15 protein-coding genes are annotated in these 12,803 nt (G+C 73.1%); 4 read left to right on the top strand and 11 right to left on the bottom strand.

Going from position 1 to position 12,803, the window contains the following annotated elements:
• Positions 1-55 precede the first annotated feature (55 nt).
• From OB08_RS01765 to OB08_RS01755, 3 genes are read right to left on the bottom strand one after another with little or no spacing between them, the layout of a single operon-like run.
• Positions 56-832 carry an isocitrate lyase/PEP mutase family protein gene (locus OB08_RS01765; protein WP_461471490.1) on the bottom strand — a complete coding sequence of 259 codons (777 nt, stop codon included), beginning with the start codon at positions 830-832 and terminating at the stop codon, positions 56-58.
• A 52-nt stretch (positions 833-884) separates the two neighbouring features.
• Positions 885-1,319 (bottom strand): YchJ family protein, encoded by a 435-nt coding sequence (locus OB08_RS01760; RefSeq protein ID WP_461471488.1) that lies wholly within the window; start codon positions 1,317-1,319, stop codon positions 885-887.
• A gap of 1 nt (position 1,320) precedes the next feature.
• Positions 1,321-1,722 (bottom strand): TraR/DksA family transcriptional regulator, encoded by a 402-nt coding sequence (locus OB08_RS01755; protein WP_461471486.1) that lies wholly within the window; start codon positions 1,720-1,722, stop codon positions 1,321-1,323.
• Between the two features lie 381 nt (positions 1,723-2,103).
• Between OB08_RS01755 and OB08_RS01750 the strand changes: the two genes are divergently transcribed.
• Positions 2,104-2,646: a hypothetical protein gene (locus tag OB08_RS01750; protein WP_461471484.1), complete on the top strand. Its 543-nt coding sequence runs from the start codon at positions 2,104-2,106 to the stop codon at positions 2,644-2,646.
• Positions 2,647-2,687: 41 nt separating this feature from the next.
• Entirely contained in the window at positions 2,688-3,428 is a 741-nt protein-coding gene (locus OB08_RS01745) for a hypothetical protein (protein ID WP_461471482.1), read from the top strand.
• Positions 3,429-3,446: 18 nt separating this feature from the next.
• Here OB08_RS01745 and OB08_RS01740 read toward each other — a convergent pair whose 3' ends face one another.
• Genes OB08_RS01740 through OB08_RS01725 form a run of 4 tightly spaced genes read right to left on the bottom strand, consistent with a single transcriptional unit; the run spans position 3,447 to position 7,685 of the window.
• Positions 3,447-4,715 (bottom strand): DUF6716 putative glycosyltransferase, encoded by a 1,269-nt coding sequence (locus OB08_RS01740; protein WP_461471480.1) that lies wholly within the window; start codon positions 4,713-4,715, stop codon positions 3,447-3,449.
• A complete protein-coding gene (locus OB08_RS01735) occupies positions 4,712-5,584 on the bottom strand; it encodes an N-acetylneuraminate synthase family protein (protein ID WP_461471478.1) in 873 nt (290 codons plus the stop codon). The genes OB08_RS01740 and OB08_RS01735 overlap by 4 nt, the downstream gene beginning before the upstream one ends.
• Positions 5,581-6,774 (bottom strand): cytidylyltransferase domain-containing protein, encoded by a 1,194-nt coding sequence (locus tag OB08_RS01730; RefSeq protein WP_461471476.1) that lies wholly within the window; start codon positions 6,772-6,774, stop codon positions 5,581-5,583. Before OB08_RS01730 ends, OB08_RS01735 begins: the two co-directional genes overlap by 4 nt.
• A complete protein-coding gene (locus tag OB08_RS01725) occupies positions 6,771-7,685 on the bottom strand; it encodes a hypothetical protein (protein WP_461471474.1) in 915 nt (304 codons plus the stop codon). The genes OB08_RS01730 and OB08_RS01725 overlap by 4 nt, the downstream gene beginning before the upstream one ends.
• Positions 7,686-7,849: 164 nt before the next feature.
• On the opposite strand from OB08_RS01725, the gene OB08_RS01720 reads away from it, so the two are divergent.
• Together OB08_RS01720 and OB08_RS01715 are read left to right on the top strand one after the other, a co-directional pair.
• Entirely contained in the window at positions 7,850-8,458 is a 609-nt protein-coding gene (locus OB08_RS01720; RefSeq protein WP_461471472.1) for a dihydrofolate reductase family protein, read from the top strand.
• 74 nt (positions 8,459-8,532) lie between these two features.
• Positions 8,533-9,465, top strand: a complete 933-nt coding sequence (locus tag OB08_RS01715; RefSeq protein ID WP_461471470.1) for a 5'-3' exonuclease — start codon at positions 8,533-8,535, stop codon at positions 9,463-9,465.
• A 53-nt stretch (positions 9,466-9,518) separates the two neighbouring features.
• Here the strand turns inward: OB08_RS01715 and OB08_RS01710 are convergent, their stop codons facing one another.
• From OB08_RS01710 to trpD, 4 genes are all read right to left on the bottom strand, one after another.
• Complete coding sequence (locus OB08_RS01710) at positions 9,519-10,025, bottom strand: ClbS/DfsB family four-helix bundle protein (RefSeq protein ID WP_461471468.1); 507 nt, start codon at positions 10,023-10,025, stop codon at positions 9,519-9,521.
• Positions 10,026-10,056: 31 nt separating this feature from the next.
• The gene (locus tag OB08_RS01705) at positions 10,057-11,052 is read right to left on the bottom strand and encodes a PHP domain-containing protein (RefSeq protein WP_461471466.1); all 996 of its coding nucleotides are present in this window, start codon (positions 11,050-11,052) and stop codon (positions 10,057-10,059) included.
• A gap of 25 nt (positions 11,053-11,077) precedes the next feature.
• Positions 11,078-11,575 carry an aromatic ring-opening dioxygenase LigA gene (locus OB08_RS01700; RefSeq protein ID WP_461471464.1) on the bottom strand — a complete coding sequence of 166 codons (498 nt, stop codon included), beginning with the start codon at positions 11,573-11,575 and terminating at the stop codon, positions 11,078-11,080.
• 87 nt (positions 11,576-11,662) lie between these two features.
• A complete protein-coding gene (gene trpD / locus OB08_RS01695; RefSeq protein WP_461471462.1) occupies positions 11,663-12,724 on the bottom strand; it encodes an anthranilate phosphoribosyltransferase in 1,062 nt (353 codons plus the stop codon).
• Between the last annotated feature and the right edge of the window lie 79 nt (positions 12,725-12,803).

Below are 12,803 nucleotides of genomic sequence, written 5' to 3'. Positions count from 1 at the left end.
GCGGGCCGCGGATTCCCTCGGCCCGGAGTCAGGCGCCGGCTCCGCCGTGCCGGCGTCAGTTGAGGCTGCGGGTCGACGCCGGGATGACGCCGTCGCGGTACAGGTCGGCGGCGACGTCCTGCAGCGCGGTGAGGGCGACGCGCTGCGGCATCGGGCCGTACGAGATGCGCGCGACGCCGAGGGCCTCGTACTCGCCGGCGCTGAGCGAGCCGGGAAGGCCGATGACGCTGACCTTGCGCTCGCCGATGCCCTCGACGAGCTCACGCGTGACGTCGGCGTCGAGGATGCCCGGCACGAAGACGAGGTTCGCGCCGGCGTCGAGGTAGGCCCGCCCGCGTTCGACGGCGTCGGCCACCGACTCCGCGGCGGGGCGACCGCCGCCGCGCACGAACGCGTCGGTGCGCGCGTTGAGCACGAACGGCACGCCTTCGGCCTCGCCCGCCGCGACGATGGCGCGCACCGCGGCGACCGAGTCGGCGAGGGGCTGGAGGCGGTCCTCCACGTTCGCGCCGACGATGCCCTTGCCGATCGCGCGGCGCACCGTCTCGCCGGGGTCGCCGTGGCCGGCGTCGAGGTCGGCCGTGACCGGCAGGTCTCCGACGGCCTCGACGATGCGGCCGACCATGTCGAGCATCACGTCGAGCGGGATCTCGCCGTCGGGGTAGCCGTAGGTCGCCGCGATCGAGTGGCCCGCGGTCGCGATCGCCCGCGTCTCGGGAAGGGCGGCGACCGCCTTGGCGGACACCGCGTCCCACACGTTCACGAGCCGGAGGATCTCCGGAGCGGCGTGCAGACGGGCGAGGGACTGGGCTTTGTCGACCGGAGTGCTCATCCCTCCACGCTATCGGCGGCGGACCGGCGGAGGGCCGACAGGCGCGAACCCGTCACGAGACGTTCCCGTCGAGGTAGAACCAGCGCCCACTGCGGCGCACGAACCGGCTGCGCTCGTGGAGGACTCCGCGCTCGGCGCCGTGCCGCCAGCTCGCCCGGAACTCGACGACGCCGCGCGCGTCATCCGCCCCGCCGGCCTCGCGGTCGACGATCTCGAGCCCCGTCCAGCGCTGCGCCGGGTCGAGGTCGAGCCCGTCGGGGCGGGTCCCCGGATGCCACGTCTCACGCAGATACGCCGCATCGCCGGCGACGAACGCCGTGTACCGCGAGCGCATGAGGCGCTCGGCGGTGTCGGCATGCGCTCCGGCGAGCAGGGGGCCGCAGCATCCGTCGAATCGATCGCCGCTGCCGCACGGGCACGCGCTGCGGTTCGCGATGCGAGCGAAGCGGTCATCACGGCCGCGTGCCGCCGCCGCGCCGAACGACACGTCACACACCCGCGCGTGCCGCGCACTGCACGCAGCGCGTCGCCGTCGGACGCACCTGCAGACGTTCGGGAGGGATGCCGCGGCCGCAGTCCACGCAGACGCCGTCGCTTTCCTCCCCGTGTCGCGCCAGCGCGGCGTCGATGTCGTCGAGATCGCGCTCGGCGGCGCCGCGCAGCCCTTCGAGGCGCGCCCACTCGCTGGAGAGCGTCACCCCTTCGGGATCGTGCTCGTCGTCGGCGTTGTCGGCGCTGCGATCGGCACGGAGCTGCGCGATCGCCTCGTCGAACCCGTGCAGCCGGGTGACGGCCTCGGAGCGGAGCGCGGTGAGCTGAGCGCCGCGGTCGGTGTGCGGGGCGGGCTCCGGCGGATCGCCGGGCTCGGGCGGATCGGGCGTGGTCGACATCGGGTCGAGAGTACGCGCCCTCGCCGACAAGGCCGGTCGGAGCCGACGGAATCGCGTCGCGCAGGCCGGCGGGAGACAGTCGATTCACAGGTCGGAGTGGGATCCTGGAGGGGTCTCCACGACGTCGATCGCCGCCTCGAACGCGCGCCGATGCTCGCGGAACCCGACAGCGGCGACGACCGGCGGGACCACGCCTCGTGCCCTCCCCCAGGGGTACGAGGGGCGGCCTCTGCGAGTCGCCCAGAGCCGGCGGTCACGGCCCCCCACGCGATCGCCGGCTCCTCCTCCCCACAGAGGCGGAGATGCTCTTCGGCACGCCTCCGGCAGGCGGCGTGTGGATAAGTCCCGGGCGCTGCGCGCCATGCTGGTTACCGTGGGGACGTGACTTCGCGACCGGCCTCGATGATCCTCGTCGCCGCCGCGCTCGCCGGCCTGCTGGCCGGTTGCGCGCCGACGCCCGAGCCGACGCCGACGGCGACCAGCGCGTTCGCCGACGAGGCCGAGGCGTTCGCCGCCGCCGAGGAGACCTACCGGGCGTACGTCGACGCGCTTAACCGGGTCGACCTGAGCAACCCCGAGACGTTCGAGGACGTCTACGCGTGGACGACGGGTGAGGCGAACGCGGAGGCGCGAGAGATGTTTTCGCAGATGCACGCGGACGGATGGTCAGTGGCGGGAGCGAGCGAGCCAACGGTCGTGGAGCCGCGCTTAGCCGGCGGAGCCGGAATGAGTAGCGCAGAAGTCGCCGTGTGCCTCGACGTCAGCGACGTCGTCCTCCTGGACTCAGCCGGCGATTCGATGGTCAGCACGGATCGACCAGATGTGCAAAAGATGTTGGTGACGCTTGAGTCGTCTTCGAGCACGGAAACGGGCTGGATCGTGAGCGACTTCAACGGGCGGGACGGTGAACCTCAATGCGATTGAGACAGCTTTTGCCGGTCGGTGCGTTAGCCCTCGGACTGCTCGTGATTCCCAACCCGGCGCACGCGGGCCAGGACTGCGGCTTCAGTGGTTGGCAGGACAAGTGCGAGCTGTCGAATTCCGGCGGCCAGGTCGACATCTCCGCGGGCCTCTCGCGCCCCGGCTCCGCCCCTCCGCGCACCGACGACGCGCTCAACCGCCCCGAAGGCCCCTCCCGCCCCGCGCCCGACGAGGAGGCGTCCGCTCCCGAGGACTGCGGGCCTCTCGGATGCCGCGGTGACTACGCGGTGGCGATGCTCCCCCGCGTGACGCTCGCCGACCTGGCCTCGTTCCGTCCCGCGACGCCGGAGCTGACCGGTGAGCCCGCCGGGTTCGGGGTCGTGGGCATGCCGACGAACCTCGTGGGCGCGGCATCCGAGCAGCACCTCCCGGGAAGCCTGCTCGGCTGGGATGTGACCGTCCGCTTCACTCCCGCGCAGTACGTGTTCGCGCACGGCGACGGCACGACGGCGACGACCACCACCGGCGGCGCGAGCTGGGAACGGCTCGGCCAGGCGCAGTTCACCCCCACCGCGACGAGCCACTCGTACGCCGACCGCGGCACGTTCCCCGTCTCCGTCACCGTGCGGTACGCGGCATCCGTCGACTTCGGCAACGGCTGGTGGCAGCCCGTCGACGGCTTCGTGACGGCGACGAGCGGGCAGTATCCGGTCCGCGTGGTGGAGGTCCGCACGGCGCTCGTCGACGAGACGTGCCGCGAGGATCCCGGCGGCCCCGGCTGCTGACCGCCCGCCGCGGGAGGATCACCCCGATGTCGACGGCTCTGCGGCGAGCGCTCGTCGCAGCCGCTGCCTCGCCCGCACCGCGAATCGCAGCGGCATGCCGACGACCAGCGCCAGGTTCCCCGCGATCGTGCGGTCGCGCGATCCGAGGACGATCTTCCGCTCCCACGCGTCGCGCAGCGCTCCGCCGCGATGCGCGAGCGGGGCTCGGGGTGCGAGCTCGCCCCGGCGTCGCGCGTCGACGAGCTCGACGAGCCGGTCCGTCCAGTCGTCCGCCGCCGCGGGGTGGAAGTAGTTGTCGTCGAGCCACGCCCGCTCGGGCAGACGGAACCTCCGCGCCACGACGTCGTCCTCTCCGCCCAGCAGCCCCGCGTCGGCGAGCACCTCGTTGATCAGCTCGGGCGCGACGCCGAAGGTGTCGAGCGCGATGACGGGAACGCCGACGGCGACCGCCTCGATGGCGGCGGTGGAGCTGACCGTCACGAGCCCCTGGGCATCGCGCAGGGCGCTGCCCATCGACGTCGTCGACGTCACCAGGTTCGGCGGAAGCGGGCCGAGCGTCGCAAGCAGGTCCGGATAGCTGTCGCGCTCGGCATGGGTCTGCTGCTCCCCGCTCGCGGCCCTCAGCTTCACGACCACGCGGCGCGCGGCATCCGCGTCCGCCGCTCTGACGAGCAGCCGTGCGATGCGCAGCCGGTCCGCGCGCGCGGCCGGCACCTTCGCCTGGGGTGCGAACACCAGGTCAGTGCCGTGCGCCGCCGGCCGGGCGGCACCGGGCGGGGCGGCACCGGGCCGCGCGAACGGCAGCGTGGCGAGGGCGAAGCGCTGCGGCATCCCGCGCTCCGCCGACAGCGCCGCGAACTCGCGGCACTCCCGGCGCGAGTGCAGCACGAACAGGTCGCACTGCGTGCGATACGCGATCGCCTTGCGCGTCGCGGGGATCGAGATGCCGGGCAGCCCGGTCACGAGCACCGGCCGCGGCGAGAGGGCAGCGACCTCGCGTGCGAGGATCCGCACGAGCGGTCCCCGTCCGGCGAGCAGCACGGCGTCGGCGCGCAGCGCGGCCAGGCGCGGCCCGAGCTCGTGCCAGTCCAGGCGCGACACACGCGCGTGCGGAAGCGTGCTCCCGGCGAGCGCAGCGGCGAGCTGACCGTCCGAGACGACGAGAGGCGTGCCGAGCAGCAGGAGCGAGGCATCCCACCCCTCGTCGAGTCCGCCCAGCAGCGCCGCGGCCCACTTCACGTAGGAGTCGGTGTCGGCGATCGCGACGATGCGCCGCGCGGGGCTCACGCCGGGACGCGGCGCAGCTTCGCCATCGGCGCGAGCTCGCCGGGGTAGACGCGCTTGACCCCGTCGCCGAGCGACGCCTCGATGACGCGGATGTCGCGCACGAGGTGCTGCAGGCCGGTCGGCTCGAGCGACGCGGCGTGATCGGATCCCCACATCGTGCGGTCGAGGGTGATGTGCCGCTCGACCGCGACGGCGCCGAGCGCGACGGCGGCCAGCGAGATCTGGAGTCCGCGCTCGTGACCCGAGTAGCCCACCGGCACGCCCGGATAGCGGTCGCGCAGTGCGGGGATCATGCGCAGGTTGGCCTCGCCGGGCTCCATCGGGTACGTCGAGGTCGCGTGCATGAGCAGCAGGCGCTCGGTGCCGACGACGTCGATGGCGGCGTCGATCTGCTCGATCGTCGACATGCCCGTCGAGAGGATGATCGTCTTGCCGGTGTCGCGCAGCGCGCCGAGCAGCGAGTGGTCGGTCAGCGATGCGGAGGCCACTTTGTGCGCGGTGACGCCGAGGTCCTCGAGGAACGCGACGCTCGGCTCGTCCCACGGCGACGCGAACCACTCCAGGCCGCGCAGCAGCGCGTGGTCGGAGATCTCGATGTACTGGTCGCGGTCGAACTCCACGCGCCGGCGGTAGTCGAGGTAGCTCATCGTGCCCCAGGGCGTCTCGCGCGGGATGTCGCGCATGTGCTCCGGCGTGCACAGCTCGGGCGTGCGCTTCTGGAACTTCACGGCGTCGGCGCCGGCGTCGGCGGCGACGTCGATGAGCTGCTTGGCGAGCTCGACGTCGCCGTTGTGGTTGAGGCCGATCTCGGCGATCACGTAGGCGGGACGGCCGCCTCCGATGACGCGCGATCCGATCGTGACGGTCATGGTGTCTCCTGTGCTGCGGTGAGGGGGTGGGATGCCGGAGCCCGGCCTGCGAGCACCCGTTCGGCGAGGTCGCGCACGGCGCCCGCGCCGCCCGGCTCGTCGAGCACGACGCGCGCCGCGGCGAGGACGAGCGGGTGGGCGTCGGGGACGGCGACGGGCCATCCGACGAGGTCCAGGCAGGCGAGGTCGTTCACGTCGTTGCCGAGGTACGCGATGCGCGACAGCGGCACGCCGATGCGCTCCGCCCACGCGCGCAGGGCGACCGTCTTGTCGGAGACGTCCTGCGCGACGTCGACCTGCAGCTTGCGCGCGCGCGCCGAGACGACGGGGTTGGCCTCGGTCGAGAGGATCAGCAGCGGGACGCCGGCCGCGCGCAGACGCGCGACCCCCATCCCGTCGGATCGGCTGACGGTGACCGACTCGGTGCCGTCCTGCGACAGGCGCACCGAGTCGTCGGTGTGCACGCCGTCGAAGTCCGTCACCACGGCGTCCACGTCGATCGGCGCCGCCGTGTCGATCAGGGGTGCGAGGGCGCGGGCGATCTCGAGCTCGGCCGGGCTGTCGATCTCGATGGCGGTGCGCTCGGCGACCTGGGCGATGCCGATGCTGCCGAAGAAGCGGTGGCCGATCGCGCGGAAGCCCGCCGCACGCATGACGTAGAAGGCTCCGGTCTCGAGGAAGTGCGGCTGGCGATCCTGCCGTCGCGGGCGCACGTCGACGTCGTGATTGACGGCCTCGGCTGCCGATCCCGCGGACTTCGCCCACAGGAAGCCGTAGGTCTCGATGGCGGAGAACACGCTGTCGCGGCGCCGCGAGCGCACCAGGTGCACCGCGTCGTCGAGCGCCGCGACGTCGATGAAAGGCGAGGTCGCCTGCAGGAAGACCACGACGCCGACGTCGACCTTGCGCTGCTCGAGCTGCTCGAGGGCGTGCAGCAGCGCGCTCTCGGAGCTCGCCGTGTCATCGGCGAGCTCGGCGGGCCGGATCACGACCTCGGCGCCCCACTCCTCTGCCACCGACGCGATGTCGCCGTCATCGGTGGTGACGACGACACGGTCGATGGAGGGGCAGCGGCGCGCGGCGTCGACGGCACGCGCGATGAGCGGGATCCCGCCGACCCTCCGCAGGTTCTTGCGGGGGACGCCCTTCGACCCGCCGCGCGCGGGGATGATCGCGACGGCCTCGTTCATGACGCCGCCTCCGTGGCCGGGACCGCCGTCCGGCCGACCCGCAGGATCGATCCGGTGCCCGCGAGCACGAGCGGCAGCGTGGTCGTCGTGCTCGACGCCAGCGTGCGGATGTCGAGCGGCTCTGCTGCTCCGGCGAGGACGAGCTCCACCGGGAGGTTCGTGTCGCGGATCGTGACGCCGTCGATGCGGGCGACCGCGGCGCGCTGCTCGGGCGTCTCGCGACGGTGCGGCAGGTACACCGAGGGGCCGGCGGCCGCGGCATCCGTCACCCAGTCGAGGTACGCCTCGAGCGACATGCGACCGTCCACCGGCTGCGCGCTGCCCAGCACGACCCTCCGCCCGAGCTCGGGCGCGGCGGGCGCGGTGGCGCGCGTCCACTCGAAGCCGTGCCGGCGCACGCCGAACCCGTGCTCGTGCAGCGCGTCGAGGCGGTCGGCACCGAGATCGAAGGCCGTGAAGAAATCGGCGCGTCCCGCCCGCGCCCGCCGCATGACCTTCTCGTGCGCGACGGGTGCGATCCGGGTCGTGAGACCCCGCTCCGCGACGCCGGGGCGCGCGTACGGGCGCCGACCGAGGAGAGCGCCCGCGTAGGCGATCGCGTGCGCGCCGTCGTCGAGGAAGGTGATGCGGTGGGGTCGGAGGACGGATGCCGCGAGCCGGAACTGACCCGAGAAGCCGTCGCCGATCAGCCAGTGGCCGTGGCGCGCGAGGAGGGAGAACGGGATGCCGAGGTACGGCTCGAGGTCGCCGAAGCGTGCGCGGCGGGCGAGCAGCTCGTCGGCCGTCGCCGACATCTGGGCGGTGAGGCGCCCGGCGACCGGCACGGTCGTGCGGTGCGCGGCCGCCCATTCGGCCGCGCCCACGAGCTGCAGCGGGGACTCGACCCACGCGAGGACGTCGTTGCGAGCCATGCCACCTCCTGGTCCGGTCGTCTCCTCACGGTGAGGCGCGAGGGTGAACGGGGGGCAGGACGGCACGGGTACGGCGCGCGACGGGCAGGTGAACGGCCGATGGCGGACGACCCTGGCCCGCCCGCCCGTAGCGCGACGTCGGCGCACACGGCAGGGTGGTGCGCATGACTCGAGTCACCGCAGACATCGCCGTCTCCGTCGACGGCTACTCCGCCGGCCCTTTCCAGTCCGAGGAGAACCCGCTCGGCGAGGGCGCGATCGAGGAGCTCCACGGCTGGATGTTCCATCACGCCGACGAGCACCGAGAAGAGCTCGACGGCATCCTCGAGGCGCGGGCCTATGTGATGGGCCGCAACATGTTCGGCCCGGTCCGGGGCGAGTGGACGGGCGACTGGAGGGGCTGGTGGGGGCCCGAGCCGCCTTACCACGGCCCCGTCTTCGTGCTCACGCACCACCCGCGCGAGCCCGTCGAGATGGAGGGCGGCACGACGTTCTTCTTCGTCACCGACGGCGTGGAGTCCGCGATCGCCCAGGCGAAGGAGGCCGCGGCGGGCGGCGACGTCGCCGTCGCGGGCGGCGCGGACACGCTGAACCAGGCGCTCGCCGCCGGACTCATCGACGAGCTGCGCCTCCACGTCACGCCGCTGACGCTGGGCCTCGGCGGCCGCACCGACGTCGTCCGCCTGTTCGACGGCGTTCCGCCGCTCGTGCTCGAGCCGGTGCGCGTGCGCTCGACCCCGCAGGTGACGCACGTGACGTACCGGGTGGGCTGACGGCGAACGGATGCCGCGTCCCCCGCGCATCCGCCGACCCCCGCGCGTCCGCGGCCCGTGTCAGGATGAAGCCCGTGACCGACCGCCTGATGCTGCTCGACTCCGCCTCGCTGTACTTCCGCGCGTTCTACGGCGTGCCCGACACCGTCCGCGCGCCCGACGGCACCCCCGTCAACGCCGTGCGCGGCTTCCTCGACATCATCACGCGCCTGGTCACCACGTACCGCCCGACCCACCTCGTCGCGTGCTGGGACGACGACTGGCGCCCGCAGTGGCGGGTCGACCTCATCCCGACCTACAAGACGCACCGCGTCGCCGAGGTCGTCGCGGTCGGCCCCGACGTCGAGATCGTGCCCGACCCGCTCGAGGTGCAGGTGCCGGTGATCCGCGAGACGCTCGGTGCGCTGGGCATCACGATCGTCGGCGCCGCCGAGCACGAGGCCGACGACGTGATCGGCACCCTCGCGACGCGCGCGACGCTTCCGGTCGACGTCGTCACCGGCGACCGCGACCTCTTTCAGCTCGTCGACGACGCGCGTGACGTGCGCGTGGTTTACACCGCCCGCGGCATGAGCAACCTCGAGGTGCTCACCGACGCGAGCGTGGTCGCCAAGTACGGTGTGCTCCCGAGCCAGTACGCCGACTTCGCCACCCTGCGCGGCGACTCGTCCGACGGCCTTCCGGGGGTCGCCGGCATCGGAGAGAAGACCGCGGCCGGCCTCCTCGCGGCGCACGGAGACCTCGCCGGCATCCTCGCCGCGGCCGAGGCGGGCGACGGCATGTCGGCCGGCGTGCGCGCGAAGCTCGCCGCGGGAGCGGACTACCTCGAGGTCGCCCCGCAGGTCGTCGCCGTGGTGCGCGACCTGCCGCTCCCCGACGTCGACGCGCGGCTGCGCCCGCTCGACGAGCAGGGTCGCGCGGACGCCTCCTCGCTCGCCGAGCGCTGGTCGCTGGGGTCGTCGATGACGAGGATCATCGACGCCCTCGACCACCTCGACGCCGGCTGACGCACCCGGCGACCCCGTCCGTGCGACGGGTCGTCGTCTCCTGGCGGTAGGCGTCAGCCGCGATCGCCCAGCGCGAGCCCGTCGCGGATCACCCCGCGCCCCCACGCGTAGTGGTTGCCGCCGCACTCCCACGCGAACTCCCCGAGAGGGGTGCCCTTCGTCCATGCGAAGGCGTCCGGCTCCGCCAGCTGCGCGTCGGTGTGGAGCGCCACCATGGCCTGAAGCGCCTCGTGCGAGGCGCGCAGCAGGGCGAGCAGCTCGGCGAGGCCCGTGTCCTGCCACTGCTGCCGGAGCTCCTCGTTGAGCGCGGCGAGGTCGCGCCAGCTGTAGCCCTCGGCCGGGATCTCCGGCGAACCGCCGACCGTCCCGTCCGAGTACCACCGCTCGAGCAGGATGTGCCACGCGTGCAGATGCGCCACGACGTCGCGCACGTTCCGATCGCGCCCGTCGCCGGCGAACTCCTCGTCGAGCCGATCCTGCGGCAGAGCGTCGATCAGCGCGAGGAGTTCGGCGAACTCGGCGTCGTTGCGCGCGAGCAGTTCGGAATGCGTGTAGTCCACGACGCCACCGTAGTCCGGTCGCGCCGCCGGGTCACCGGTGCCGTGCCGTCCACTCCTGCAGCCTGTCGAGCGGCCACGTGGTCACGATGCGCTCGGCGGGCACGCCCGCCCGCTCCGCGCGTTCCGCCCCGTAGTCGAGCAGCGACAGCTGCCCGGGGGCGTGCGCGTCGGAGTCGATCGAGAACAGGCATCCGATCTCCAGCGCCAGCGCGATGAGCTCGTCGGGCGGATCCTGCCGCTCCGGGCGCGAGTTGATCTCGACGGCCACGCCGTTGGCGGCGCACGCCTCGAACACGGCGCGCGCGTCGAATGTCGACTGCGGCCTCGTTCCCCGCGAGCCCTCGACGAGCCGGCCGGTCACGTGCCCGAGCACGTCGACATGGGGATCGGATGCCGCGGCCACCAGTCGCCGCGTCATCGGGGCGCGCTCCATCCGCAGCTTCGAGTGGGCCGAGGCGACGACGACGTCGAGCTCGTCGAGGAGGTCGGGCTCCTGGTCGAGGGCGCCGTCGTCGAGGATGTCCACCTCGATCCCCGAGAGGAGCGTGAAGCCCTCGCCCCCCATGCCCGCCACCACCTCGAGCTGCTCGCGCAGCCGTTCCGGCGAGAGCCCGTTGGCGACGCGCAGTCGCGGCGAGTGGTCGGTGAGCGCCAGGTACTCGTGGCCCAGGGCGCGGGCAGCGGCGACCATCAGGTCGATCGAGGTGAGCCCGTCCGACCACTCGCTGTGCGAGTGCAGGTCGCCGCGCAGCTGCGGGCGCAGCTGCGACGCGATGTGCACGCCGGCCCGCTCGCGCAGGTCGGCGAGATAGGCGGGGACGTCGCCGCGGAGGGCCTCCTGGATGACGGCGTAGGTCGAGTCGCCGATCCCCTTGCGGCGGCGGAGGGATGCGGCATCCCGCAGCTGTTCGTCCGTCAGGCCCGCGATGGCGTCGGCGGCCGCGCGGAACGCCTTGGACTTGTACCTCGACGATCGCTCGCGCTCGAGGAGCGTGGCGATCTCGTTGAGCGCGTCGTGCGGATTCATCGGCCGTCCGCGTCCGGGCCGGGCGTCACCCGGTGGCCAGGGTCGTGCGCTTGACCACGACCGGCACGCTCGCGAGGCGATGGATCGCCCACCCGAAGAGGGTGGCCAGCACGCCCATCCCCGCCGCGAAGAGCGCGACCCCGTAGGCGACGACCGACGTGAACAGGGACGCCCGCAGGAAGGACGCCTGCATCACCGTGGCGCGCACCGGGTCGTCCTGATCGAGCTCGGCGTAGGTCTTGCCGCCGGACGCCTCGAGCGCGTGGTGGTTGATGATGTCGGCCTGCACGTAGGCGGTCACCGGCCCCATGACCTGCTGGCCCTGGAAGGCCGCGGCGTCGTCGGGGATGGTGATGTTCTCGGCGGTGAGCTGGGTGGTCACGCCGATCCAGGCGACGACGCCGACGACGATCAGCAGGATGCCGCCGATGATGCCGAGCACGCCGACGGCCTTCACCAGCCCCACGCTCTTGACCGGGGGCTCGACGGCGTCGGCGGTGGTGGGGGGCACGTCCTCGCTCATGGTTCCTCCGTAGGTCGGGGCGTCTCGTCGCCACGCTAGCGGGGACGCCGAGGCCTGCGGAAGGGCGTGCGCCGTGGAGAAGGCTCGTCAGGAGGCGAGCTCGCGCGTGACCTCGACCCAGCGGTCGAGGGTCGCGAGGGCGGCGCCGCTGTCGATTGCGGCGGCGGAGTCGTCGCGCGCCTCGGCGAGGCGCTCGAGGATCGGTCGCTGCACCTGCGTCGCGTCCTGGAAGAGGCGGTACGCCACGATGCCGGCAGCGGCGTTGAGCAGCACGATGTCGCGCACCGGCCCCTCTTCACCGCCGAGGACCCGGCGGACCACGGCGGCGTTGTGCGCCGGGTCGCCCCCGAGCAGGTCGTCGATGTCGGCGAGCGGGATCCCGAGGTCGCGCGGGTCGAGGTCGTGCTCGTGGATGTCGCCGCGGCTCACCTCCCACAGCCGGCTGTGGCCCGTGGTGGTCAGCTCGTCGAGGCCGTCGTCACCGCGGAAGACGAGGGCGGTCGCGCCGCGGGTGCGGAACACGCCGGTGATGAGCGGCACGCGGTCGAGCTGTGCCACGCCCACGGCGTTCGCCTCGGCGCGCGCCGGGTTGCACAGCGGCCCGAGGAAGTTGAAGACCGTCGGCACCCCGAGCTCGCTGCGGCTGGCACCGGCGTGCTTGAACCCCGGGTGGAACGCCGCGGCCCACGCGAAGGTGATGCCCGCTCGCGGGAGCGCCTCGGCCACCGCCTCGGGCGGGAGCGACAGGTCGACCCCGAGCGCGCCCAGCACGTCCGAGGAGCCCGAGGACGAGCTGGCGGCGCGGTTGCCGTGCTTGACGACCGGGACTCCGGATGCCGCGGCCACGAGCGCCGCCATCGTCGACACGTTCACCGTGCCGAACCGGTCGCCGCCGGTGCCCACGATGTCGAGGACGGCGGGGTCGACGGGAAGGGGAACGGCGGCCTCGAGGATCGCGTCGCGGAAGCCGACGATCTCGTCGACCGTCTCGCCCTTCGCACGGAGGGCGATGAGGAATCCGCTCAGCTGCGACGGCGTCGCCGAGCCCGACATGATCTGCCGCATCGCCCACGTCGACTCCGAGACGCTGAGGTCGCGCCGCTCCAGGAGGGTGGTGAGGATGTCCGGCCAGGTGTACAGCTCCGCCATGAGCAAGAAGCCTAGCCGGGGCGGGCGGATCGGAATCGTTTCGTGACACGGCATGCCACCACGCCCGGTTCTGCGTCTT

The sequence above is a fragment of the Microbacterium sp. HJ5 genome, from assembly GCF_054824025.1.
This window is presented reverse-complemented; position numbering and strand designations above follow the sequence as displayed.

Bases quoted from the DNA above. Each gene is read 5' to 3' on its own strand.
- OB08_RS01765 (WP_461471490.1), bottom strand. From the start codon at position 832: ATGAGCACTCCGGTCGACAAAGCCCAGTCCCTCGCCCGTCTGCACGCC.
- OB08_RS01755 (WP_461471486.1), bottom strand. From the start codon at position 1,722: ATGTCGACCACGCCCGATCCGCCCGAGCCCGGCGATCCGCCGGAGCCC.
- OB08_RS01735 (WP_461471478.1), bottom strand. From the start codon at position 5,584: ATGACCGTCACGATCGGATCGCGCGTCATCGGAGGCGGCCGTCCCGCC.
- OB08_RS01730 (WP_461471476.1), bottom strand. From the start codon at position 6,774: ATGAACGAGGCCGTCGCGATCATCCCCGCGCGCGGCGGGTCGAAGGGC.
- OB08_RS01725 (WP_461471474.1), bottom strand. From the start codon at position 7,685: ATGGCTCGCAACGACGTCCTCGCGTGGGTCGAGTCCCCGCTGCAGCTC.
- OB08_RS01720 (WP_461471472.1), top strand. From the start codon at position 7,850: ATGACTCGAGTCACCGCAGACATCGCCGTCTCCGTCGACGGCTACTCC.
- OB08_RS01705 (WP_461471466.1), bottom strand. From the start codon at position 11,052: ATGAATCCGCACGACGCGCTCAACGAGATCGCCACGCTCCTCGAGCGC.
- OB08_RS01700 (WP_461471464.1), bottom strand. From the start codon at position 11,575: ATGAGCGAGGACGTGCCCCCCACCACCGCCGACGCCGTCGAGCCCCCG.
- trpD (WP_461471462.1), bottom strand. From the start codon at position 12,724: ATGGCGGAGCTGTACACCTGGCCGGACATCCTCACCACCCTCCTGGAG.